This window comes from Halomonas sp. KM007 (genome assembly GCF_050709225.1).
GTDB lineage: Bacteria > Pseudomonadota > Gammaproteobacteria > Pseudomonadales > Halomonadaceae > Vreelandella > Vreelandella hamiltonii.
This window is the reverse complement of record NZ_CP136131.1, coordinates 2772395-2795013: the sequence shown is the minus strand read 5'-3', so window position 1 is coordinate 2795013 and position 22619 is coordinate 2772395. Positions and strand designations below refer to the sequence as shown.

The 22619-nt window shown below is 55.2% G+C and carries 15 protein-coding genes; 1 reads left to right on the top strand and 14 read right to left on the bottom strand.

The genetic code is table 11. From position 1 onward, the window contains the following. Positions 1-45: 45 nt before the first annotated feature. From RVM27_RS13170 to RVM27_RS13140, 7 genes are all read right to left on the bottom strand, one after another. Positions 46-849 carry a Rossmann-fold NAD(P)-binding domain-containing protein gene (locus tag RVM27_RS13170; protein ID WP_498956791.1) on the bottom strand — a complete coding sequence of 268 codons (804 nt, stop codon included), beginning with the start codon at positions 847-849 and terminating at the stop codon, positions 46-48. Then, positions 842-1945 (bottom strand): thiolase domain-containing protein, encoded by a 1104-nt coding sequence (locus tag RVM27_RS13165; RefSeq protein WP_498956790.1) that lies wholly within the window; start codon positions 1943-1945, stop codon positions 842-844. Before RVM27_RS13165 ends, RVM27_RS13170 begins: the two co-directional genes overlap by 8 nt. A gap of 71 nt (positions 1946-2016) precedes the next feature. Beyond that, positions 2017-3573, bottom strand: a complete 1557-nt coding sequence (locus RVM27_RS13160; RefSeq protein ID WP_498956789.1) for an acyl-CoA synthetase family protein — start codon at positions 3571-3573, stop codon at positions 2017-2019. Positions 3574-3732: 159 nt separating this feature from the next. Next, positions 3733-5187, bottom strand: a complete 1455-nt coding sequence (locus tag RVM27_RS13155; protein WP_081137385.1) for an NAD-dependent succinate-semialdehyde dehydrogenase — start codon at positions 5185-5187, stop codon at positions 3733-3735. 80 nt (positions 5188-5267) lie between these two features. Beyond that, positions 5268-6890, bottom strand: a complete 1623-nt coding sequence (locus RVM27_RS13150; protein WP_081137383.1) for a sigma 54-interacting transcriptional regulator — start codon at positions 6888-6890, stop codon at positions 5268-5270. 123 nt (positions 6891-7013) lie between these two features. Next, entirely contained in the window at positions 7014-8435 is a 1422-nt protein-coding gene (locus RVM27_RS13145) for a hypothetical protein (RefSeq protein ID WP_498956788.1), read from the bottom strand. A 52-nt stretch (positions 8436-8487) separates the two neighbouring features. Beyond that, a complete protein-coding gene (locus RVM27_RS13140; RefSeq protein ID WP_498938646.1) occupies positions 8488-9651 on the bottom strand; it encodes an iron-containing alcohol dehydrogenase in 1164 nt (387 codons plus the stop codon). A 540-nt stretch (positions 9652-10191) separates the two neighbouring features. On the opposite strand from RVM27_RS13140, the gene cml reads away from it, so the two are divergent. Continuing rightward, on the top strand, positions 10192-11385 hold the full coding sequence (gene cml / locus RVM27_RS13135) for a CmlA/FloR family chloramphenicol efflux MFS transporter (protein ID WP_498957778.1): 1194 nt from the start codon (positions 10192-10194) through the stop codon (positions 11383-11385). Between the two features lie 276 nt (positions 11386-11661). On the opposite strand, the gene RVM27_RS13130 is transcribed toward cml, so the two are convergent. From RVM27_RS13130 to RVM27_RS13100, 7 genes are all read right to left on the bottom strand, one after another. Continuing rightward, complete coding sequence (locus tag RVM27_RS13130) at positions 11662-12525, bottom strand: GIY-YIG nuclease family protein (RefSeq protein ID WP_498956787.1); 864 nt, start codon at positions 12523-12525, stop codon at positions 11662-11664. Between the two features lie 18 nt (positions 12526-12543). After that, a complete protein-coding gene (locus tag RVM27_RS13125; protein ID WP_498956786.1) occupies positions 12544-14151 on the bottom strand; it encodes a type I restriction-modification system subunit M in 1608 nt (535 codons plus the stop codon). Beyond that, positions 14148-15269 (bottom strand): AAA family ATPase, encoded by a 1122-nt coding sequence (locus RVM27_RS13120; protein WP_498956785.1) that lies wholly within the window; start codon positions 15267-15269, stop codon positions 14148-14150. The genes RVM27_RS13125 and RVM27_RS13120 overlap by 4 nt, the downstream gene beginning before the upstream one ends. Positions 15270-15404: 135 nt before the next feature. After that, positions 15405-17057: a TIGR02391 family protein gene (locus RVM27_RS13115; protein ID WP_498956784.1), complete on the bottom strand. Its 1653-nt coding sequence runs from the start codon at positions 17055-17057 to the stop codon at positions 15405-15407. Further along, the gene (locus tag RVM27_RS13110; protein ID WP_498956783.1) at positions 17054-18103 is read right to left on the bottom strand and encodes a DNA cytosine methyltransferase; all 1050 of its coding nucleotides are present in this window, start codon (positions 18101-18103) and stop codon (positions 17054-17056) included. The genes RVM27_RS13115 and RVM27_RS13110 overlap by 4 nt, the downstream gene beginning before the upstream one ends. Positions 18104-18217: 114 nt before the next feature. Next, a complete protein-coding gene (locus RVM27_RS13105; RefSeq protein ID WP_498956782.1) occupies positions 18218-19429 on the bottom strand; it encodes a restriction endonuclease subunit S in 1212 nt (403 codons plus the stop codon). Between the two features lie 4 nt (positions 19430-19433). Continuing rightward, on the bottom strand, positions 19434-22490 hold the full coding sequence (locus RVM27_RS13100) for a type I restriction endonuclease subunit R (RefSeq protein ID WP_498956781.1): 3057 nt from the start codon (positions 22488-22490) through the stop codon (positions 19434-19436). Between the last annotated feature and the right edge of the window lie 129 nt (positions 22491-22619).

The window sequence follows — 22619 nt, the reverse complement described above, 5'->3', positions numbered from 1 at the left end:
CCCCTAAAAGCATTCAATGTCTACAGAGGTTTTACCGGAAAACACTTATTGGCATGTCCAGCCACCATCCATGGGTATTACGGTACCGGTCATTGATGCCGCCTCCGAACTAGAGAGAAAGCCCACCAAGGCAGCGACCTGCTCTGGGAGTACAAACGCTTTGGTGGGCTGCTTCTCACCCACCAGATGGCGAATGGCCTCGTCACGCCCACGGTTCAACGCTTGCATACGCTGTGCGATTTGCGGCTCCAGGATGGGCGTTTCCGTCCAGCCTGGGGCAATCGCATTGACAGTAATACGTTGCTCGGCCGTTTCCAGCGCCAGCACTTTTGTCAGGCCTACCACCCCATGCTTGGCTGCCACATAAGCTGACTTGTATGGCGAACCTACCAAACCGTGGACAGAGGCAAGATTGACAATACGTCCCCCACCTTGCCTGCGCATGTCCGCCAGAGCCAATTGGCTGCACCGATATACCGCGGTCAAATTAATGGCGATGATATCGTTCCAGTCCGTCAGCTCGAAGTTTTCGACCGGAGCAGTGAGCTGGATACCCGCGTTATTGACCAATACATCCAAGGACACGCCTGCTTCCCGAAGGGCAGCAAATAGACCATCGATTTGCTCGGTAGAACGAAGGTCTGCCTGAAAATAGCGTGTCGATGCCGCTCCCTTTTCTCTGAGCATGTCCTGGCAAGCCTGTACGTTAGCCTGTTCGGGAGGCAAACGATCATGCAACACGATATGAGCCCCTTCTCCAGCGAAATGCTGGCAAACCGCTCGCCCAATCCCACCTAGTGCCCCTGTTACCAATACGCTACGAGGAGCCCGGCTGCCAGCGTTAGTCATGATCGGCCACCCTTTGAAGTACACTGGCATAGTTGGCAACGGCCAAACCGCCCATATTGAATACGGCAGCCGTGTGTGCATCACTGACCTGACACCCTTCTGCCAACCCCATTAGCTGACGTGCCGCCATGACATGCATGGACACCCCCGTCGCACCAACCGGATGCCCTTTTGCCTTCAAGCCACCAGAAGGGTTGATGGGCAGTCTGCCGTCTTTCATCACCCACCCTTCATGTATGGCGCGAGCCCCTTCGCCTAAAGCAGTCAGGCCGATACTTTCATAAATCATCAGCTCTGCGATGGTAAAGCAGTCATGCACTTCGGCGAGCGACAGGTCAGCCAGCGTCATCCCCGCCTGGGTCAAGGCATCGTTCCAGGCGTGAGTCACTCCCTCAAAGACCAAAGGATCACGTTTTGCCATCGGCATGAAATCCGTGGACTGGGCACAAGACAAGAACTTCACCGAGTACGGTGACCCCCGCGCCACATCCGCACTGGAGAGAATCAAAGCGGCCGCACCATCAGAGACTGGAGAGCAATCAGTCCTTTTCAGAGGGCCTGCGACGACCGGATTGCGGTCTGATTCATGAAAGCAAAAATCGACATCGACAGCCTTGCGAAGATGGGCCAGAGGGTTATGCATACCATTACCATGGTTTTTAGCCGCAATACGTGCCAACGCCTCAGAGTGGTCACCATAAGCCTCGAAATACCGAGTGGCCACATCGGCAAACACCCCCGCAAAACCAGCGCGCTGGCCAGCAGTTTCAGGTTGGTAGCTGGCCCCCAGCAGGCCTTTGCCAACCCTGGCAGCATCTGCATCGGTCATCTTTTCAGTACCGATGACCAGCACATTCCGCGCCAGCTTACCCTCGATCAGATTGATGCCCTGATGCAAGGCCGCCGAGCCACTGGCACACGCATTCTCCACTCGTGTGGTGGGTTTAAAGCGCAAGTCAGGAAAACCATTCAATACCAGCGACGCAGGAAACTCCTGGTCACACATACCGCTGTTAAAGTTACCGACATAGACGGCATCGATATCGCTGGCGCACATCTCGGCAGTTTCCAGCGCCTCTGTCACGGCCTCCGTCATCAACTGCTCCAGAGACCCTTCCAGCTTGCCAAAACGAGTATGTCCACCTCTACCGATCATGTACGTGCGCATCAGCGTTGCTCCTCTAATTCGCTCGATACCAGCATCGAACGCAAGGTTGTTTTTAGAATTTTCCCATAGGCATTCTTCGGCAAATCATCCAGCAAATGATACGTTTTCGGGCGCTTAAAACGTGCCATGTGGTTCAGGCAAAACGTATCCAGTGCCTGAATATCCAAAGGAGCGCTGCATGCAACGAACGCCACCACGATCTCTCCCCACTCGCTGTCAGGCTGGCCTACCACCGACACCTCCCTGACACCGGGATACTGCAGTAACACCTCCTCCACCTCGCGGGGATAGATATTGCTGCCACCACTGATGATTACATCCTTCAAGCGGTCCGTGAGATACAGATAGCCCTGCACATCGAGATACCCCACATCGCCGGTTCTCAGCCAGCCTTCACGCAAGGTTTCTCGGCTGGCATCCGGGTTAGCCCAATAACCACTCATGACAGTATCCCCCCTAACGCAGACCTCCCCTTCACTACCCACAGGCATGCAACTGCCGTATTGATCCTGAATAGCAATTTCAAGTTGCGGGTGAGACTGCCCCACCGGCACCAGCCGAGTCTTGTCCGTCAACCCCTGTTGCTGGTAAAGCTCATATAACTGTTGATGCTGCTGCTTATCCAGAAAGGTAATGGTCATGGGGCTTTCCCCCTGACCGTATATTTGAACCAGTCGGAACCCCATGACCTCCAACGCTTCCAATAGGTCGCGCGCGTACATGGGGCTGCCGCCATAGGTAATGGTGTGAATATCTGCAGGATTGAACGGGCCGGGGTAAGTCGCCAGGAAGTCCAGCACGCGGCGTATCATGGTAGGTGCCAGAAACATAGAAGCATGGCCATGCGCGCCAAGCGTTTCAACGAACAGTTCGCCCGAAAACTTACTTGATGACGGAATCACCTGTGCCCCACCGACCATCAGATAAGGCACCATATACAGCCCTGACCCATGCGACATGGGTGCAAAGTGAACCAAACGATTATGAGGGCCGATGGTTTCAATGTTGGCCACATAGCATGCCGACATGGTGGCCAGGCACAGATGCGTGAGTGTCGCCCCTTTCGGCTTACCCGTGGTACCGCTGGTATAAAAAATCCAGGCCGGTTCATGGCTCGCCCGAAACACTGGCTGGCTCACTCGCCCACTCGGTAATGCAAAGCCACTCGGAGCGATCAAGGGTACCGACACCCAAGACACCATGTCATCGTGCTCAGTGAACAGTACCCGGCAATCAGCATCGTCAACGATATAAGCGACTTCTGCCGCCGTTAATTTTGCATTGATCGGCACCACGACCAGCCCGGCATACCAAGCGCCACAAAGCAGCTCGATATAACAGACCGAATTAGCCAAGAAGAGCGCAACTCGCTCACCCTCAGCCAGCCCAACCTCATCGGTCAGATACGTTGCCCACCGACTGGCAGCCTGGGCCAACCCCGCATAACTGAGCGCCGGATGCTCGCCTGCAAATATCGCCGTCCGTTCGGGAAAGCGCTGCGCATTGACTGCTAGATAATTAGCCACATTCAAAGTGGGTAGTCTCCATGTTGTCATTGTTGTCACCTAATCAGGCTAGGCGGAGAAGCTACTGATACCTATACGTAGTAATACGCAGCTCACTAACCTAAACGTCTAGTAAGGGCCAAAAAAAACCCCGCAGTGAGAGCACTCACCCGGGGCCTTGGAACTAAAAACAGGCTGCTAAAGTGAAGGCTACTCCGCCTGCTTGATACCCAGGCAGAGGTACTTCATCTCGGTATATTCATCGATCCCGTAACGCGAGCCTTCGCGGCCGATGCCTGAAGACTTGACCCCACCGAACGGAGCTGCCGCCGTTGAAATCAAACCGGTATTGATGCCCACCATGCCGTACTCCAGCGCCTCGGAAACGCGCCAGATGCGCGAGACACTTTCAGCATAGAAATAGGCCGCCAGCCCGAACTCCGTATCGTTTGCCAGGCGAATTACTTCAGCCTCGTCTTCGAAGCGGAATACCGGTGCCAGAGGGCCGAATGTCTCCTCGCGGGCACATGCCATGTCCGCTGTCGCCTCGGCCACCACCGTGGGTGCGTACCAGGTCCCCCCTAGCGCATGGCGCTGCCCTCCAGCCAGCACTCGCCCTCCTTTGGCCAAGGCATCCTGAAGGTGCTCTTCCACCTTGGCCACCGCCTTCTCGGAAATCAGCGGCCCGATATCCACCCCCTCCTCGCTGCCAGCGCCCACCTTCAAGGCCTGAGTTCGCTGCGCCAGCCGCTCCACAAAGGTGTCGTAAACACCACTTTGCACATAGATACGGTTCGCGCATACGCAAGTCTGCCCGGCATTGCGGAACTTGCTATCGATTGCCCCGGCCACCGCCTCGTCGATATCGGCATCATCGAACACAATGAACGGGGCATTGCCTCCCAGCTCCAGCGACACTTTCTTCACCGTCGGCGCACAGGCTGCCATCAGCTTGGCACCCACCGCCGTAGAACCGGTGAAACTCAGCTTGCGCACTACTGGGCTTTCGGTCAGCACCTGGCCAATGGTCTGTGCATCCCCAGTGACGATATTGATCACCCCGGCAGGTACTCCCGCCTGCTCGGCCAGTGCCGCCAAGGCCAGCGCGGTCAGCGGCGTCTCCATGGCAGGTTTCACCACGATGGTACAGCCTGCGGCCAGCGCAGGAGCCACCTTGCGAGTAATCATCGCCGCCGGAAAATTCCACGGCGTAATGGCCGCACAGACCCCCACCGGCTCACGGGTGACAATGATGCGCTTATCTGCCGCGTGGCCCGGAATGGTATCGCCATAAATCCGCTTGGCCTCCTCGGCAAACCACTCGATAAAACTGGCGGCATAGCCGATTTCACCCCGCGCCTCCCTCAGCGGCTTGCCCTGTTCCAGCGTCATCAGCTCGCCCAGCACCGCCTCGTTCTCCATGATCAGCGCATGCCAGCGGCTCAAAACAGCCGCCCGCTGCGCAGCGGTTTTGCTCTTCCAGGCGGGCAGCGCCACGTTGGCCGCCTCGATGGCACTTGCCACTTGCTGGGCGCTCAGGGCAGGCACATGCCCAAGCGTCGCACCGTCTGCCGGGTTGGTCACCGCCACCTGCTCGCCACTCTCCGACGTCACCCACTCGCCGTTGATATAAGCCGCCTCATGAATCCACGACTGAATCTGCATCACCTACTCCTGTATTGTCATTGATAGAATTGAAACCGTGGGATAGGACCTGGCGTAGAACCTGGCGTGTCAGCGCTGCCTTACCCCAACGGTGAATCGCGCCAGCGGCGCTGCTTTTTCACTAACGTGGATTGGTCCACGCCCAATACTGCCGCTGCCGCGCGAGTAGACCCGTGCAAGGCCAGCGCATGCTCGATCACTTGCCGCTCGAATCGGCTCACCTGATGGCGCAAGGAATGTTGCTCGCAAAGTGCACGCGGCCCTTCCGGTGCCGCGGCTTGGCCGGGGCTGGGAAATAGCTCACGGGGCAAATCTGCCGAGGTCACCTCTTCCTGTTCCAGGGTCACGACCAGGCGCTCGGTGAGGTTCATCAGCTCGCGTATATTGCCCGGCCACGCATACCCCGCCAGCAGCTCCAACGCCTCGGGTGACCAGCGGTGCGACATACCGTGCAACTGATTGAAGTGCACTAAATAATGCTGCAGCAAAGGAATCACTTCCTCGCGCCGCTCCCGCAACGGTGGCAACCGCAGCGGCACCACACTCAGCCGATAGAAGAGATCCTCTCGAAAAGCCCCTTGTTGTACACGCTCCAACAACTCCTGATGCGTCGCCGTAATCAACCGCACGTTGGCTTGCCGAAACGCGGTATCACCCACAGGCAAATAGCGGTTTTCTTCCACCACCTTCAATAGCTTTACCTGCAAGGCCATGGGCAAGTCACCGATCTCATCCAGAAACAGCGTTCCCCCATGGGCCACATCCAGCAGCCCCTGCTTACCCTTGGGCGCAGCACCGGTAAATGCCCCGGCGGCATAGCCAAACAGCTCGGCCTCCAGTAGCCCTTCCGGAAACGCCGTACAGTTCAACTCCATGAACGGGCCATCCGAACGGTCACTGTGCTGATGGATATAACGCGCCAACAAGGTCTTTCCGGTACCGGTTTCGCCCTGAATCAGAACCTTGGCCGTCGATTTTGCCACCCGGCGCGCCAGGTCGAAGCAAGGCTCCGTGCTCGGGCTGGTAATCACCCCGGGAGCACTCAGCGCCGATACTTCTCGCACCTGATACGCCTCACGGATACGCTCGATCTGCTCAAGCTGCTCCTGGGCATGCTTGGCCAGCAGCAGCTCCGTGATATCGCGAACGCTGGTCACCACATAGGCTAACCTGCCGTCCTGACCAAACAGCGGGGTCCCCGTGACCACAATCTTGCGGCTACCATGGATCGTCTGCGCCAGCGTGATCGGGCGCAGCTCACGAATCACCTCCAGCGACGCCGATTTGGAAATGAACCCCGCCTTGACCAGATCCGCCATGTGGAAGCCCACCACCTCCTCCCGCTGAATACCGGTGATGCGCTCATAAGCCTGATTGATTGTCACCGTGATACCGTTGGCATCGGTGATATAGACCCCATCGTGCAAGGCATCCAGCAAAGAACGCATGGGCTCCTCATCGAACCCGAACGCCTCCACCTCTGCCGCCTCAAGGGCTGGCTTCGCACCGGTGACCCGGTAGCGCAAATGTGCCTCCACCGGCTGGTCGAGTGCCCCTTCCCGCTGAGCCTGCTCGATATCGGTACGGGTCAACACCCCAATCACCTGGCCCTGGCGATGAAACACCTCCACCGCATCCGTACCGTGCTGCTCAAACAAGGGCAATGCCGCCGCCAATGAAAGGCACGCCTCTATTCGCTGCATGATCTCCCTCCAGGGATAACTGCGAACCATCCCGCCATGGCTGGCCGAACCGCACGATTGGCCAGCACACGGCGCCGAACCCCAGCGTAACCCGGCGGCTCGGCCTGCACAGCGTCATGTCGACTACTTTTGCAGCGGGACCCGAGGTTCAGGGTCAGCAGAAGGCACGGACGCTTCCTCCCAATCCTTCACGAAGGTCTTGTCCACCTCGCCCGAGAAGAAACGGCGACCGTAAATCAGCGCGCACAGCAGAATCCCCACGGCAAAGGCCCAGGTAGCGCCCTTGATGACCAGCATTGCCGCAATAATTCCGGCAATGCCCAGATCACGCTGGCTACGCGCCTCCATGATGCCGATGCGTACGCTGACATAGCCCTGAATCAATAGCGTCAGCGCCAGCGCAATGCCCAGAATAGGCTCTACCAGACTCACGATGGGCAGCAGCAGCAACCCCGTGTTGGTTCCCCAACGGAACGACCCAGAACCCCCGAAGATAGAGTTCATCGCCGCCTTGCCCTGCTTGTAACGCTCAACCGTGACCACATGCATTGCCGCCCACAGCGGGCCACACATCACCACGTCCGGACCAAAAATACTCATGCCGAAATTACGGCCACCAAAGATCATGTGGGCACGGTTGGGGTTATAGTCGATCTTCTCGTCGCGGCGCTTCTCATCGGCCTCCTCCAGCAGCGCCTTGCTCTGCAACACATCGCCAAACAACACGATATACGCCGCCAACACCGTAGGAATCGCCGTCAGAAACATCATCAGCGGCGGCATGCCCACGCCGAACACCGTGTACTCGCTGAACATCAACGCGAAGTCAGGCTGGCTGAACCCCCATTCCACATCGGGCCATGGCGCTTCCCCAAACAGCGGAGCCACCACGATAGCCAGCACGATGATCGGAAAGATCCCCAGTTTGCCTACCGCCCCCCACACACCACCCTGGGCTTTCAGCTTATTGAAATGGCGGGAAAAAATAAGATAAAAGGCCACACCCACGGCAATCGTGATGGTAAAGGGGTACTGCTCGAAGCGGCCACCCTCATCGAATACCACCACGACGGCCGCCAGACCAGCGCCCATGATCACCCCCGCCTTGATGGCCGAAGGAATCAGCCGCACCACCTTGCTGGCCATGCCCGTGACCCCCAGGCCGATGGCCAGCACCCCCAGCATCATCTGGAAAGCAATCAACGCATGCACCCTATCGACCCCCTCGGGGAAGGTCGCCACATACGCCATCAACAGCGGAATGGCCGGCGTAATCCAGCCAGGGATCACCGGGTCCCCCAGCAGATGGTGCAGCAGATACAGCAAACCGTTCAAAATCACGATGGCCAGCGCCGCCTCGAAAGGCATCCCCAGCAACTGCATCATGAGCGGAATCGCCGCCAGATCGACGGCACACATCAATAGCCCCTGCAAATAGTCAGGCAGCTCGAAGCGATAGTGATAGAAAGGCAAGCGAAGCTTGAACGGACCTAACGGCGTGTACGGGCTCTCCTCACCGTCAACGCGATGTTTCCAAGCGCTCATGGCATGAACTCCTGATCGATTTTATTGGTATTGTTAGTAACGCGTCACCGCGTCAGTAGGCGGCACGATAGATGGCTTCGATATCCTCCAGGCTCAAGACCCTGGGATTATTGCGCAGCAGCCGCTCCACCTTGATAGCCTCGGCAGCCAGCTCGGGAATCGCTGACTCGGGGATATCGAACGAGCGCAAGCCAGACGGAATTTCCACCTCGGCACACAAGCGATGCATACGCGCAATCACGGCATCGGCCACCGCATGGTCGGAAAGCCCCGCCACCGGCTCGCCAAAAGCCTCGGCGATGCCCCGGAAACGCTCCACACACGCCAGCTTGTTCCACTCCATCACGAAGGGCAGCAGCAGCGCATTGGTCACCCCATGGGCCAACTGATAACGCCCGCCCAACGGATACGCCAACGCATGCACTGCCCCGACCCCCGCATTGCCGAACGCCAGCCCCGCCAGCAGGCTACCGGTCGCCATGTCCTCGCGGGCCTGAAGATGCTGAGGATTGGCAAACGCCTTCGGCAACGCCGAAACGATCAACCCCATGGCCTTGACCGCCAAGGCGTCCGTGATAGGCGTCGCAAAATTGGAAAGATACGCCTCCACCGCGTGCACCAGCGCGTCCACACCGCTGGCAGCCGTAACGCTGCGCGGGCAGCTCAGCGTCAGCTCGGGCGCCACGATCGCCACATCCGGCAGCAGGCAATCGCTCACGATGCCCTTCTTCATCTGCTGGACCTTGTCGGACAGAATGGCGATGTTAGTCACCTCCGACCCAGTCCCTGCGGTAGTGGGCATGGCAATCAAGGGCACCTCACGCTGGCGCACCTGCTGCTCGCCAAACAGCGCTTCCAGCGGCCCCTCATGGCGCGCATACACCGCCACGCATTTGGCGATATCCATGGCACTGCCGCCGCCCACGGCAATCACGCTATCGTGCTGGCCCGACACGAACACCTCCGTGCAGGTTTCCACGATAGCCACTTCCGGCTCTGGGGTTACACCATCGAACACACCACAGGAAAGCCCCAAGGCCTGCAACTGCCTGGTAACCCCCTCCAGCGTGCCCGAGGCCACCACCCCGGCATCCGTCACGATCAAGGGATTCTGCATGCCCAGTGCCTGCACATGCAGGCCCAACTGTTCACTGGCCCCCTGCCCGGTAATCAACTTACCCGCACTCTTGAAACTGCTCACCCGATTCAACTGCATAACGTGCTTCCTATTCTCTATTGTTAATTGTTGGAACGCGCCAAAGCGCCTTGGCTATCGTTTACGCATTGGCACGCTATCTTTAGCGCACTACTTGTAGCTAACCACGCTTACGGCAGAACACTTGTAGCAAACCATGTAGCAAACCGCGTGCCAACAACAAAAAACCCCGCAAGCACATGAATTAAAAGGGATATAGAAAACCTAAAGAAGACCAACGTTCGTTTTTAGCAAAGTCGCCAGGAAAAAAATCATCGCCATACAGCTAGCACGATGAATTTTGTCATCGAGAAAAATCCAACACCAATATCCGATACACAACGGGCATGGCCTGGTCTGCGCTTTTTGTCTCTGATACGCTGACAACGCCAAAGGCACCGCAACGTCACCTCCCGGAAAGCACCCATGGGTTCCAAAAAAGCAGACCGCTAGGCCGCAACAACCCTGCTTCACTCGTTGTTGCGGCAGCCTGACCATCACATCGATGCCCAGCAGGCCGCCGTCGAATACGCTGATTCGTACGGAGCTTTTCCTGTGCCTATTCAAAACCCAAGCCCTTGGGCTTATCGCCTCCCCCTGGCGCTGGCGTTGCTGGCCCCTTTCAACTTGCTTGCCTCACTCGGCATGGATATCTACCTGCCGGTGGTGCCCGCCATGCCGGGCATTCTCGATACCACGCCCGAGGTCGTTCAGCTTACGCTGACGCTCTACATGATCATGCTGGGCGTGGGCCAGATCCTCTTTGGCCCGCTTTCGGACCGCCTGGGCCGTCGCCCCATCCTGACCGGCGGCACCCTCGTTTTTGCGGCGGCCTCCTTCTTCCTGGCGTTCACCACGGAAGCCTGGCTATTCGTGGGGCTCAGGCTGGTGCAAGCCATGGGGGCCGCCGCCATGCTGGTCGCGATGTTCGCCACGGTGCGCGATGTGTACGCCAACACGCCGGAAAGCGCGGTCATCTACAGCCTGATGAATGCCATGCTGGCGGTGGTGCCTGCGCTGGGGCCCACCGCGGGCGCGCTGATAGCCCGCTACCTGGGCTGGAGCGCCCTGTTCATCACCCTGGGCATTCTGGCTCTGCTGACCCTCGGCTACGCCTTCCCGAGATGGCATGAAACACGCAAGGCATACGCCCCCACCCGCCTGGCGGATATGGGGCGCGTGCTCAACAGCGCGCATTTCTGGGTTTATACGGTCGCGTTCGGGACCGCCATGGGGGCGTTTTTCGTGTTCTTCTCGACGGCCCCCCGAGTGCTCATCGAAGGGGCGGGCTTTAGCGAGTTGGGGTTCAGCGTGGCCTTTGCGACGGTGGCCCTGGTCATGATCGTGACGGCGCGCTTTGCCAAACGTTTCGTCACGCGCTGGGGCATTCCCGGCTGCGCCCTGCGTGGCGCGCTGATTCTGCTGGCCAGCGCAGGCCTGCTGGGGCTGGGGGAAGTGCTCTTCACGCCAAGCCTGTGGTCGTTTGTCTTACCGATGTGGCTCGCTGCCGTGGGCATCGTGTTGATCACCTCCGTGACCGCCAACGGCGCGCTGCACGCCTTCAGCGATATGGCTGGCACCGCCGTGGCGCTGCACTTCTGTGTGCAGAGCCTGATCGTGGGTGGCGTGGGCACTGCGGTGGTGGTCATGCTGGATGGCAGCACGGCCTGGCCGCTGATCGCCTACACCGGCGGCATGGCAGCGCTCACGTTGGGGCTGCTCACCGGCTTAGCCCAGCGGAGGCGGCAACGATAGGGTAATGCGTGTGCAGGGGGTGGCTGCGCTCAATCGCGCGTCGTAAAGCGCTGGGCCCTTCTCCGCCGAGTGGCCACCACGGCCACAATCGCGACGCAAAGCACGGCGCCCCCCCTGCCAACACCACATGGGAAAGGCTGCTCAGGCGCTCAAACAGTGGCGCGAGCGCCTGACCAAACAGATAACCGAGCGTGACCCAGGCGGCCGACCAGATCAGCGCCGACAGCGCATTGAGCACGATGAAACGGGGCCAGGGAAATTTGGTCGTGCCAATGGTCACCGCACCGGCCATGCGCAGCCCGTAAAGGAACCGCAAGGAGAACGCGAACGTATTCGGGAAAAGCGAAAGTCCTGGGTGAATATCAACCTTCCACTTTGTGGTGCTAATACGCCACGCGCTTGCAGAAGTTGGCGCTGCTCGCGCATGTAGTCATGGATGGAAAGCGTCTCCTCAGCACGTGCCAATGAGCCTTTGAGTACCACAAAGCCATCGGCCACTTCTCTACCCGTGCCTTCGGCCCCACGTTCGTTGAGATAAAGCGTCAGCGGCGGCACGATTTGCTCGGTAGATGGCGCAGCGGCTTGATGGCTCGCTGCTTCGAATGCATCGATACCCAACAGCGGAAAAATCACCAACATCTCGGCTAAAAACCACTCGGCGTCGGCACGGTCAGCTTCATTGAGCGGAGGTGCGGAGGGATACGCCGTATTATCCACCGCCCACTGATTAGCCGTCTTCGCCATGTCCAGCAGCCGCGACTCTAGGTAGCGCACGTTGGCCTTATTCAACCCTTCGTTGGTGCTGGTAAAGGCGATGGCCCGCGTCCAAAACTCCTTACCCGACACATGCTGCTTGATACGGTCTCCGAGCGAATCGGCTTCGCCTACATACAACTTGGCCGCACCCTCTTCCGTTTGCCCCGTGAGCACATACACGCCCGGCTGCGCCATTTCGCTTCTGGCCAGTGCACGCTCAAGCTGTGAGCGGTTAGCCACCACCGCCCTGCCCGTCCAGTTAGATTTCTCCACGATGCGCAGGCCCTCGGGCGTGCCGTCGGCGAGGAAGATGCGGATGGAGGTTGGGCGACTGTTTTCATTCATCACATTTAATTTAGCATCACGCACTTTACTTTTCTTCAAAACGATGTCACTCGAAAGTTACGACAATTCCTTAAGCCCTATATCCTTCAAGTAACGGTTATGCTTATCACGCGCATCTTTAATTCTGCTCTCAATCTGATCTAACTGTAAGCTAACCAACCCAAGGTCGACTTCTGCTTCAGGTTTCATTGTACTTACATAACGGGAGATATTAAGGTTGTAATCATTCTCCTCAATCTCCTCCATTCCCACCCGGCGGGCGTAGCGTTCTTCTTCCCGGCGGTGCTGGTAAGTCTCGACAATTTTGTCGATATGTTCGGGCAATAACTGGTTCTGACGTTTTCCCTTTTCAAAATACTCGGCGGCGTTGATGAAGAGAACATCATCGGGCTTTTTGCACTTTTTCAGTACCAAGATGCACACCGGGATGCCGGTGGAGAAGAACAGGTTACTCGGCAGGCCAATGACCGTGTCGATATGGCCGTCCTTGAGCAGCTTAGTACGGATACGGCTCTCCACGCCGCCCCGGAACAGCACGCCGTGGGGTAGAATGATGGCCATGGTGCCTTCGTCGCCCAGGAAGTGGAATCCGTGCAGCAGAAAGGCGAAATCCGCAGCTGACTTGGGCGCCAGGCCATAGTTCTTGAAACGAAAGTCCTCGCCCAGCGCTTCGTTGGGCTGCCAGCGATAACTGAAGGGTGGGTTGGCCACCACGGCATCGCACTGGAGTTTTTTGGCCGGGTTCATCTCGTTGAGCAGCTCCCAATCATTGGTCAGGGAGTCGCCGTGGTGAATCTCGAACTCACTATCCTTGACCCCGTGCAGCAGCATGTTCATGCGCGCTAGGTTGTAGGTAGTGATGTTCTTTTCCTGGCCGTAGATCTTGCCGATGCCGTGCGGCCCCATCTGATTGCGCACATTTAGCAGCAGGGAGCCGGAGCCGCAGGCGAAGTCCAGCACATTGTTGAGCTTTTTCTTCTTGCCGGTGGCAGGCTCCTGACTGTCCAGCGTGACGATGCGCGACAGGATGGTGGAGACGGTCTGCGGGGTGTAGAACTCCCCGGCCTTCTTGCCGGAGCCGGCAGCAAACTGTCCAATCAGGTACTCGTAGGCATCGCCCAAAATGTCGCTGTCGGTGGAGAACTGTGCGATTCCCTCAGCGATCTTGGTGATGATGGCGCAAAGCTTATCGTTGCGCGCCTTGTGTGTCCGGCCTAGCTTTTCCGAGTTGAGGTTGATCTCGGAAAACAGCCCTTGGAAGGTGCTGGCGAAAGACTCGTTCTCGATGTAATCGAATCCCCGCTCCAAGATTTGCAGCAACTCGGCGCCCTGGGTACGGGCGCGTTCGTAAATGCTGCTCCACAGGTAATCCGGGTGAATCACATAGTGCATCTTGCGCCGCATCTGCTTCTCAAAAGCAGGCACATCCCCGGCGTTATCCGAGTACCAGACCGCGAGTGGCGGGCGGCGGTCGTCCGCGTCTAGCTTGGGATAGTCCGGCCCCAGCTCCTTTTTTGCCGCCGCTTCGAAGTTATCAGAGAGGTAGCGCAAAAACAGGAACGACAGCATATAGTCGCGGAAGTCGTCGGCGTTCATCGCCCCGCGCAGATCGTCGGCGATGGCCCAGAGGGTCTTGCCCAGTTGGCTGAGTTGCTCTTTGGTCATGCGTTGGCGCTCTCTTGCGTGGGTTCCGGAAATAGTTCCGGGTTAAAACGGTAGTTGTTCATAAAGTCCCACAGGATCTTACGGAAATACTCTTTGTTCTCCGGCAACATTTCCTGTGGCTCATACAGGGAGTAGTTGCCGTGACTGAGGACATTCACAAGCCGGGCGTGGAGGATGCCGTCAGGGTCGTCGCTATCCTGCTTGATGCAAGCGGAGAAATTGCGAAACCCGTGGAAGGTGGCCGTCTTTTCCAGTATGTTGCGCAGGATATTGAAGTGGTAAGTGTAGACCTCGCCCGACTCCGCCACCTCGTGCAGATGTTTCAGCAGGGCCACATGGTGGTATCGCGGTGTTTCGCCGGTATCCGCCAGCCGGAAATGGTCGGCCTCCTTGCTCAGGAAGCCTTTGACCGCGTTGCTTAGCTCGTTGCACATCACATTGAAAAACAGATGATGGTGCGTGGAGATCACTGTTCTGATCTTCCCATTAGCATCTTTCAGCAGTTGCGCCAGGTGGCTGGCCACGGCGATGGCGTTGTTGTCATCTAACGATGAGATGGGATCGTCGATATACAGGTACTTCACCCAGGCATAGGGCGATCCTTCTTCCTGATCCACTGCCAACTCAGCGACGGCAAGGAAAAAACACCAGACAAAGATATTCTCCTCGCCACGCGAGACCTTGATGGGGATGGGCGCGCCCTCGGCATCTTTGTCCCGGAAAAAGGTGATCTCCCAAGTCTCGTAGTCAATCAGGAAGTCGAAGTCCGCATAGCGGGCCAGCAGCGGGCCGATGCGGTTTTCCATCTCCAGCTCTTGCAAGCCGTCGAAGAAATGGGAATCACGGTTCAGGCGAAGCACCCGCTTGGCGTCATTCTCTAGATCGTTATCCCAGTAGAATAAATCTTCGGTGAAAGCATTGAAATAGAGAGTGTCTCGTGTTTCTTCTTTGCTTTCGCTTTCGACTTGTTTGCCTAGCTCCTTGAATGCCATGGACAGGCGCGTCTTGCCTGTGCCATTGAAGGCGAACAGTAGGATGTACTTCTTCTGCTCTAGCCTTTCGCGCAGATGGGATGCAACACTGTTAGGGCTGTCGAAAGAGCAGGCAGTATTATTCATGTGTCCACCACCTCCACGTCTGCATCGACTTCACTCCCCACAGCATAGCTTCAGGGCTCACCATGCGTTTTTCACGCTCACTTTCGATGGTGCAGTGGTCGAGCACAGGAATAAGGTTGATCGGAATTTTTAGGTTCATTCTATATCTTCAGAGTCAGCCTCAGCACCTCTATCTACATAATCCAACCTAGTTGTTAAATATGAAACAAGGCTAAGTATATTAAGACAATCCAGACGAGAGAAAGTGCCAGGAACAAGGATATCGAAAGGCTGATGATTCATCGGATTCCTGAATCCAGCCATGAGCCCTCTTGTCATATGGCCTTGGCCTTCTTGTATATTCCACCCACTATCTGTACTTATATCTGCAACCTGAATACAGGGAGCAGCAGGATTCTGTTTGCTACCTGCTGAAAAAATATTTGCTAAAGCAGTTCCATCTTCCTGTCTACCACTAAGCTCACGAATAACTTGAGCATAAATCTTTGTCCCTTGGTCTGCGGCCTCTGCAAACTGCTCATTCTCGTAATAGCTTTTAATTCTTTCTTTAACTTTCTCATGTAGGTGTCGCCAATGAAGCTCCGGGTATTCCGGGATTATTTCATGTAGCGCCATGACCACAGGATTGAAAGATTCATCAACCCCTTCATCCTTAGATAGGGTTCCAATAATTTTTTCAGCTGCGCCTTTGACCTCTTTGGGAAGAGTTGCCATCCATTTTTCTTTGTCTATCCCAGTTCTGTCTTCAAAGTCTTTGTCTTTCTTTTCCTTCCTCTTTCTGCTCCAATCGGATTTCACCTTGGCAATCAAATCCTGAAGCCATGCTCTAAACGCAAGCATTTCTTCATGCTCCCAGTTAAGAGATTGCCTGTTAGTAGAAATAACATCTTCATCTAGAAGATCAATGAAATCGGCCTTAATCCAACCCGTAAGGTACTGAAAAACGTGGCTAGACGTACTATCTGAAAAGAACTCAGGGGCGTTAACCAGCTTCCCCCTTGAGAAAATGGTTATCCCACGCAGACCCGAGTTTGGCTTTATCGGCTTTTCACTGGTAATAAACTGAAATTCAACATCTTCAGAATGCTCATAGCCACCAACTTCTAGGTCAGCTTTTTCCCAAGAAAACTGTTTATCTATCTGCCCATAACGGCGACTGCTATCAACATCGATGACTTCATTTTCTAGCCCTCCCGTTTTAACCAGTCGTATTTTGAAATTATCCTCTGTAATAAAAATTCTCGCCAAGCCATCAGCTATTGACTCTATATCAAATTTAGTTTTTCTTTTTAGCTTTTTGAGCTGAATAACCGTCCCATCACCCCTGCCGGCAATCTCATTCGCAACCTCGACCCTGGGGTTATATTGGCCTTCAGATGAATACAAAGTATCCCAGTCCAAAATAAAGCGATTTCTCTTACCGTCCTTAACAGTATCAATCGTGATTTCTCTAGCAATACCGAAGAGAGCGAGCTTCCCCAACCCTTTTTTTCCTGTAGGAAGTCTGCCGTATTTAGGGGATGGTATATCACCATCCTTTTCCCTCCGATCCCGCCCAATGGAAAGAAACTTATTTTGAATATCTTCAAAGCTCATCCCGCAGCCGTTATCCTTAACGGTAATTGAAACAGGAGCCCCAGCTTGCTCGTGAAATTTTACCTCAACTTGGCTTGCATCGGCGTCGTAAGAATTTGAAATAAGCTCCGCCAATGCAGGAGGAAGGGTTGAATACATCTTGACACCAAGATGTTCAATAGTTTTTGGCTCAAACTTTAAGACCAACGTCATTGCTTACTCCCCATTTCCCTCAAGTGCTTAATTAGCACAGCTGCTTGACTTTTAATAAATTTAGGCGGCAAGGCATTTCCAATCATAAGGGCAATTGCATCCTTGCCTTTTAATGTCGAAAATTTATAATTTTTTGGGAATGTTTGAAGTATAGCAGCTTCTCTCAGGGTGATTGCACGATCTAGTTCGGGGTGGACAAAGCGTCCTTTTGACGGATTGTGACAGCCGCCCGTAATGGTTGGAGCAACATCATCCCATGACATGCGACCGTATACATCTTTGTAGCTTCCAGGATTCCTTTTATGACAATCCAACCAGTACTCTTCTGGTATATCAGAACGAGAGCCACCATCTTTAGGCACTAAGGAAATAATTTTCTGAACTTTTTCGCTTCGCCTGGTTTCCCAATCATGAAGAATGTCACCACTCTTTCCTACTTCCGGAAGATTTTCAAGAACGTCTCGGACTTTTTTGATGGAACTAGATTTCTTAGGCTCATCAATAGAGCCGAGCCTTGATGCCATCATTATCATTCGACTTCTTCTTTGGGGAACTCCGTAATCAGCGGCATTACGGATAGCCAAAGAGTGCTCTTCAAAAACATATCCCAGGACTTTCAGACTCTCAACAACCTTTTGAATTCTTTCATCTTTATAGAGACCAGGAACATTCTCCATCATAATAGTTTTTGGCAGCATCGCCTCAACAAACCGCACGAACTCAAAAACCAAATCATTTCTTCCATCTTCAACTGAAACACTTTTATTCCTTGTTCTATGTGTAGAAAACCCTTGGCATGGCGGACAACCTGCCAACAAATCAAGGCCACCTTTTTTAATACCTAAGTCACTCATGACCTTTTTCGGCGACAGGCTTCTAATATCGCCATCATAGAGCTGATGATTTTCATGGTTCAGCCTATAGGTCTCAATAGCCACAGGATTTAATTCAACCCCAGCAATTACCTCAAACCCTGCTTTTTGCAGCCCTACCGTCAAACCGCCAGCACCGCAAAACAAATCAATAGCTTTGAACTTATCTTTCATTCTCTACCCTTTCCCCAAATAACGTCTCCCTAATGGGAATGCCGTCAGCATATTTTCGAAAACGATATTTAGTCAAATTTGATTGTCTTTTTATCTTCTCCAAAAACTTCATTTTCACGTCGCCTCCGGGCAGGGGAAAAGCTTTTGCATCAAGCCTTTCTTAAGTTCCTTAAGCGCATCAAGCTTTTCCGTGTAGGCGGCGATCAGCGCATCGAGGGATGAGAGGCACTCGGCGATTTTTTGTTGTTCTTTCTCATCTCTTGGGATTGAGCAAGGAACTTTATCAAGAACCTCTACAGAAAGACCCGGCTGGGCCTGACCAGTGGCAAACCTATTGAGATTAAGAAGGGTAAGATTATAGAAAAGCCAGTCCGTACTAACCCCTGACTTAGGCGTTGTTACGACGGCATGTTCGGTCGCGTAGAAATCCCCTTCGACTAAATTTACATTACCGCAAAGCGCACCTTGTCGCCCAATAAGCGAATATCGACCGGATTGATTATACGTCTTTGTATAGCCACGCAGACCATTCCCACCAAAGCAAGGAAACATACCTTCTTCAAAGCTCGATGAAATTTCTGCTGCAGCGATAAATTTTCCAGATTGCATGTCGCAAACATCATCAAGAAACGCCTCTATCCACTCCCCCGCATCCCGAAACTCGGGAAAACGCAGGCGGGGGACGGTTTCGCCTTCGCGGGGGAAGAGCTGCTGCATCAGGCCTTTTTTATGGGTCTTGAGGGCGTCGATCTTGTCTGCCTGGGCGGAAATCAGCGCATCGAGGGACGAGAGGCAATCGGCGATTTTTTGTTGTTCTTGCACTTTCGGTATCGCAAGCTTTAATGCTTCCAAGTTGCTTTTATATAAGTGAACGACCGTGTCGCCCTGAGCAACCTTGGCAATTTCATGCTTTAACGAACCATTCAGATAGTAACTTAGGAACACGCCGTTCTGCTCTGAGCGAATTACGTTCAGATCGCCACCCAGGGCAATATTCTCTCGGAGCACACAAGCTGCCGTGGCAATATCAATTTTTGTTTCACCTGACGATGGAATAATCACATCGCCTTCCCGGCTCATGAATAAGTCGTCCGGCGGAACATCCGTTTTAGAAACCACTTCGCTGATTACGTCACCATAAACAGTATATAACTCACCATATCGTACACATGGCTGACTTCCTGTCTCCTTTATATCTGCTTTAGATATTCCTTTGCCCTTGTGAAGAGTTGCTATGTCAGCCAACTGATTTTCTTGCCACTGCCCCGCATCCCGAAACTCGGGAAAACGCAACCGGGGCACCAATGCCTGCTTGTCGTTCTTCATCGTCTTACTCATACGCCGTCAACCCCGATATCTCGCGTCCGCTGGCCTGCTTCTTCAAAAACGGCACCAGTTCTTCCATCAATGCCAGCTCGGCCTTGCTGCGCGCCTTCCAGCCCAGTTCCAGCGGCTCGAACAGGTCACTTAACTGCTCGCCGTCGAAGATCATGCGGTCCAGAATGCCGTCCACGAAGGCTTGCAGGGCGTCGCGGTTCAGCCCGTGGCGGTCGGCCAGGGCGGTGATTTCGTTGTGGGCCTTTTTTGCCTTGAAGGCTTGGTAGCCGTCGCGAATGGCGGCCTCACTCAGGCCCTTGCCGGCTTCAAGTGTGTTGATGTAGGCGATGATGTCCTCGCGCTCGTCCATCAGATTGCTGCTAGCGGCCAGCAGGTTGATGAGCTGGTCGCGGCGCAGGGTCTTTTTGCCGGGCTTGTCCTGACTGAAGCGGGCGATCAGGCCCATGATGTAGTCGTAGTCGATCAGTGCCGAAGAGAAGAGCACGAACTCGAAATCCAATTGCTCAATGATGTCCTGCTCTGACGAGGCCTGCTCGCCGGTTTTGCCCTGCTGCTCCTTGAGGCGCTGGGCGGTCTCCAGGTAGGCGCCGCGCAAGGAACGCAGATCATCCTCGGGCAGCACGCTGTTGATGCGTGCTTTCTGTTCTTCGTCCAGGTCGGTGTACTGGTCGAGCTGGGTCTTTAGGCGCTGCACTTCCTTGAAGCGGTTGACAAACTCGATGCGCGCGGTATCGCCCTTGAGGTTGTAGACGCCCTTGGGTTCGGCCACCACATCCTTTTCGGTGAGGAAGTGCCCGATGGCGGCGACGGCTTGTTCGTATTTTTCGATCACCGTAGGGGCCGGGTCCACCAGCCAGATTTCGCGGGAGCGGTTGATGTCCTCACCGGAGAAGAGCGCAATGGCATCATCCACGGCTTGCTCCTGACCGCGAAAGTCGAGGATGTTGCCATAGGGCTTGGTGTCGTTGAGTACCCTGTTGGTGCGCGAGAAGGCCTGAATCAGGCCGTGGTGCTTGAGGTTTTTGTCCACGTACAGGGTGTTGAGGTACTTGGCGTCGAAGCCAGTGAGCAGCATGTCCACCACGATGGTGATGTCGATCTTGTGTTTATGCGGCAAGTCGCTGTTGGGGTATTGCTGGTCCTTGATGCGCTGCTGTACGTCCTGGTAGTAGCGGTCGAACTCGCTGACGCTATGGCCGGTGCCGTAATGAGCATTGTAATCGGCAATGATCTCTTGCAGGGCAGCCTTTTTCTGCTCCGGCTCCTGCTGGTTGTCGGCCTTCTCCTGGGGCAGGTCTTCCTGGAGCTGCTTCACATCCTTGTCGCCGTTGGCCGGTGGCGAGAAGACGCAGGCAATGTTGAGCGGCGTATAATCCGGGTCTTCGGCCTGGTACTCGGTCTGAACGTCCTTGAACAGCCGGTAATAGGCGATGGCCTCGTTGATGGAGGCGGTGGCCAGCAGGGCGTTGAAGCGGCGATGGTTGGTGGCGGCCTCATGCTTGGCAAGGATGGCGTTTACCACCGCCCGCTGGGCCAGCGCCTGATCGGGCTTAGCCTTTGATTTGCTCTTTGCCAGCTCGCCAGTGGCTTTTGCCTTTGCGGCCTCTGGCTTGCTTTCGTGCTTGAAGTAATCGATATGAAAGCGCAACACATTGCGGTCATCAATGGCGTGGGTGATGGTGTAGGCGTGCAGCCGCTTTTCAAAAATGTCTTGGGTAGTGCGATAGCTGCCTACGGTGCCGTCGATCTGCTTGTAGCTGGCGTTGTCGTCAAAGATGGGCGTTCCAGTAAAGCCGAAGAGTTGCGCTTTAGGGAAAAAGGCCTTGATGGCCTGATGGTTGTCGCCAAACTGGGAACGGTGGCACTCGTCGAAGATAATGACGACGCGTTTGTCGCGCAGGGGGGCCAGGCGCTCCTTGTAGGTCTGCCTACCCTTGTCCTTGTGCTGCTGGGCTTTCTTGCTAGTTTCATCCAGCGCCAGGCCGAGCTTCTGGATGGTAGTGACAATCACCTTGTCAGCGTAGTCTTCGGAGAGCAGGCGGCGCACCAAGGTTTCGGTATTGGTGTTTTCCTCCACGCAGCCTTCCTGAAAGCGGTTGAATTCCTCACGGGTCTGGCGATCCAAATCCTTGCGGTCCACCACGAACAGGCATTTTTCAATATCCGGGTTGTCCTTGAGCAGGGTGGACGCCTTGAAAGAGGTGAGCGTCTTGCCGCTGCCGGTGGTGTGCCAGATATAGCCGTTGCCCCGGTTCTGGTGAATGCAATCGACAATGGCCTTGACCGCATAGATCTGGTACGGGCGCATGATCATCAGCTTCTGCTCACTGGCCACCAGCACCATGTAGCGGCTGATCATCCGGCCCAGGGTGCATTTGGCCAGAAAAGCGTCGGCGAAGTCGTCCAGGTAGGTGATTTTGCGGTTGTCTTCATCAGCCCATTGGTAGATGGGCAAAAAGCGCTCATCGGCGTTGAAGGCGAAATGCTGGCTCTGGTTGTTGGCGAAGTACCAAGTGTGATCGCGATTGCTGACGATAAACAACTGCATAAAGCACAGCAGCGTGTTGGTGTAGCCGTTGCCGGGCTCATTGCGGTACTCGACGATCTGCTCCATAGCCCGGCGCGGATTGATGCCCAGCGTCTTAAGCTCGATTTGCACCAGCGGCAAGCCGTTGATGAGCAAAATCACATCGTAGCGGTGGTGGCTGTTGTCGGTATTGATGCGCAGCTGGTTGATGACTTCGAAGTCGTTTTTGCACCAGTCCTTGAGGTTAACCAGCATGTAGTGCAGCGGTGTGCCGTCTTCGCGCTGGAAGTAACCGTACTCGCGGAGGGTTTTGGCGGCCTGGAAGACATCGGCGTTGATGATTTCATCGCGCAGGCGGGCAAACTCGGCATCGGTAAGACGGACGCGGTTCAGCGCCTCGAACTTGTCGCGGAAATTTCGTTCAAGCGCGACCTTGTCGCGGATGTCTGGGCGGTAGGTATACTTGAGTTCTTCAAACTTCCGTATCAGCCCCTGCTCTATCAGTAATTCCGTGGACGCCATTTTATAAACCCATCAATAAGTTACCGGTCCCCCAACAGCTTTTGTTAGCTTATGTCTTACAGAGCTGTATCGCCATTTGGTACGAGCTACTAAAACATGACGAGACCATCAGCAATTGCTTGCCAATGG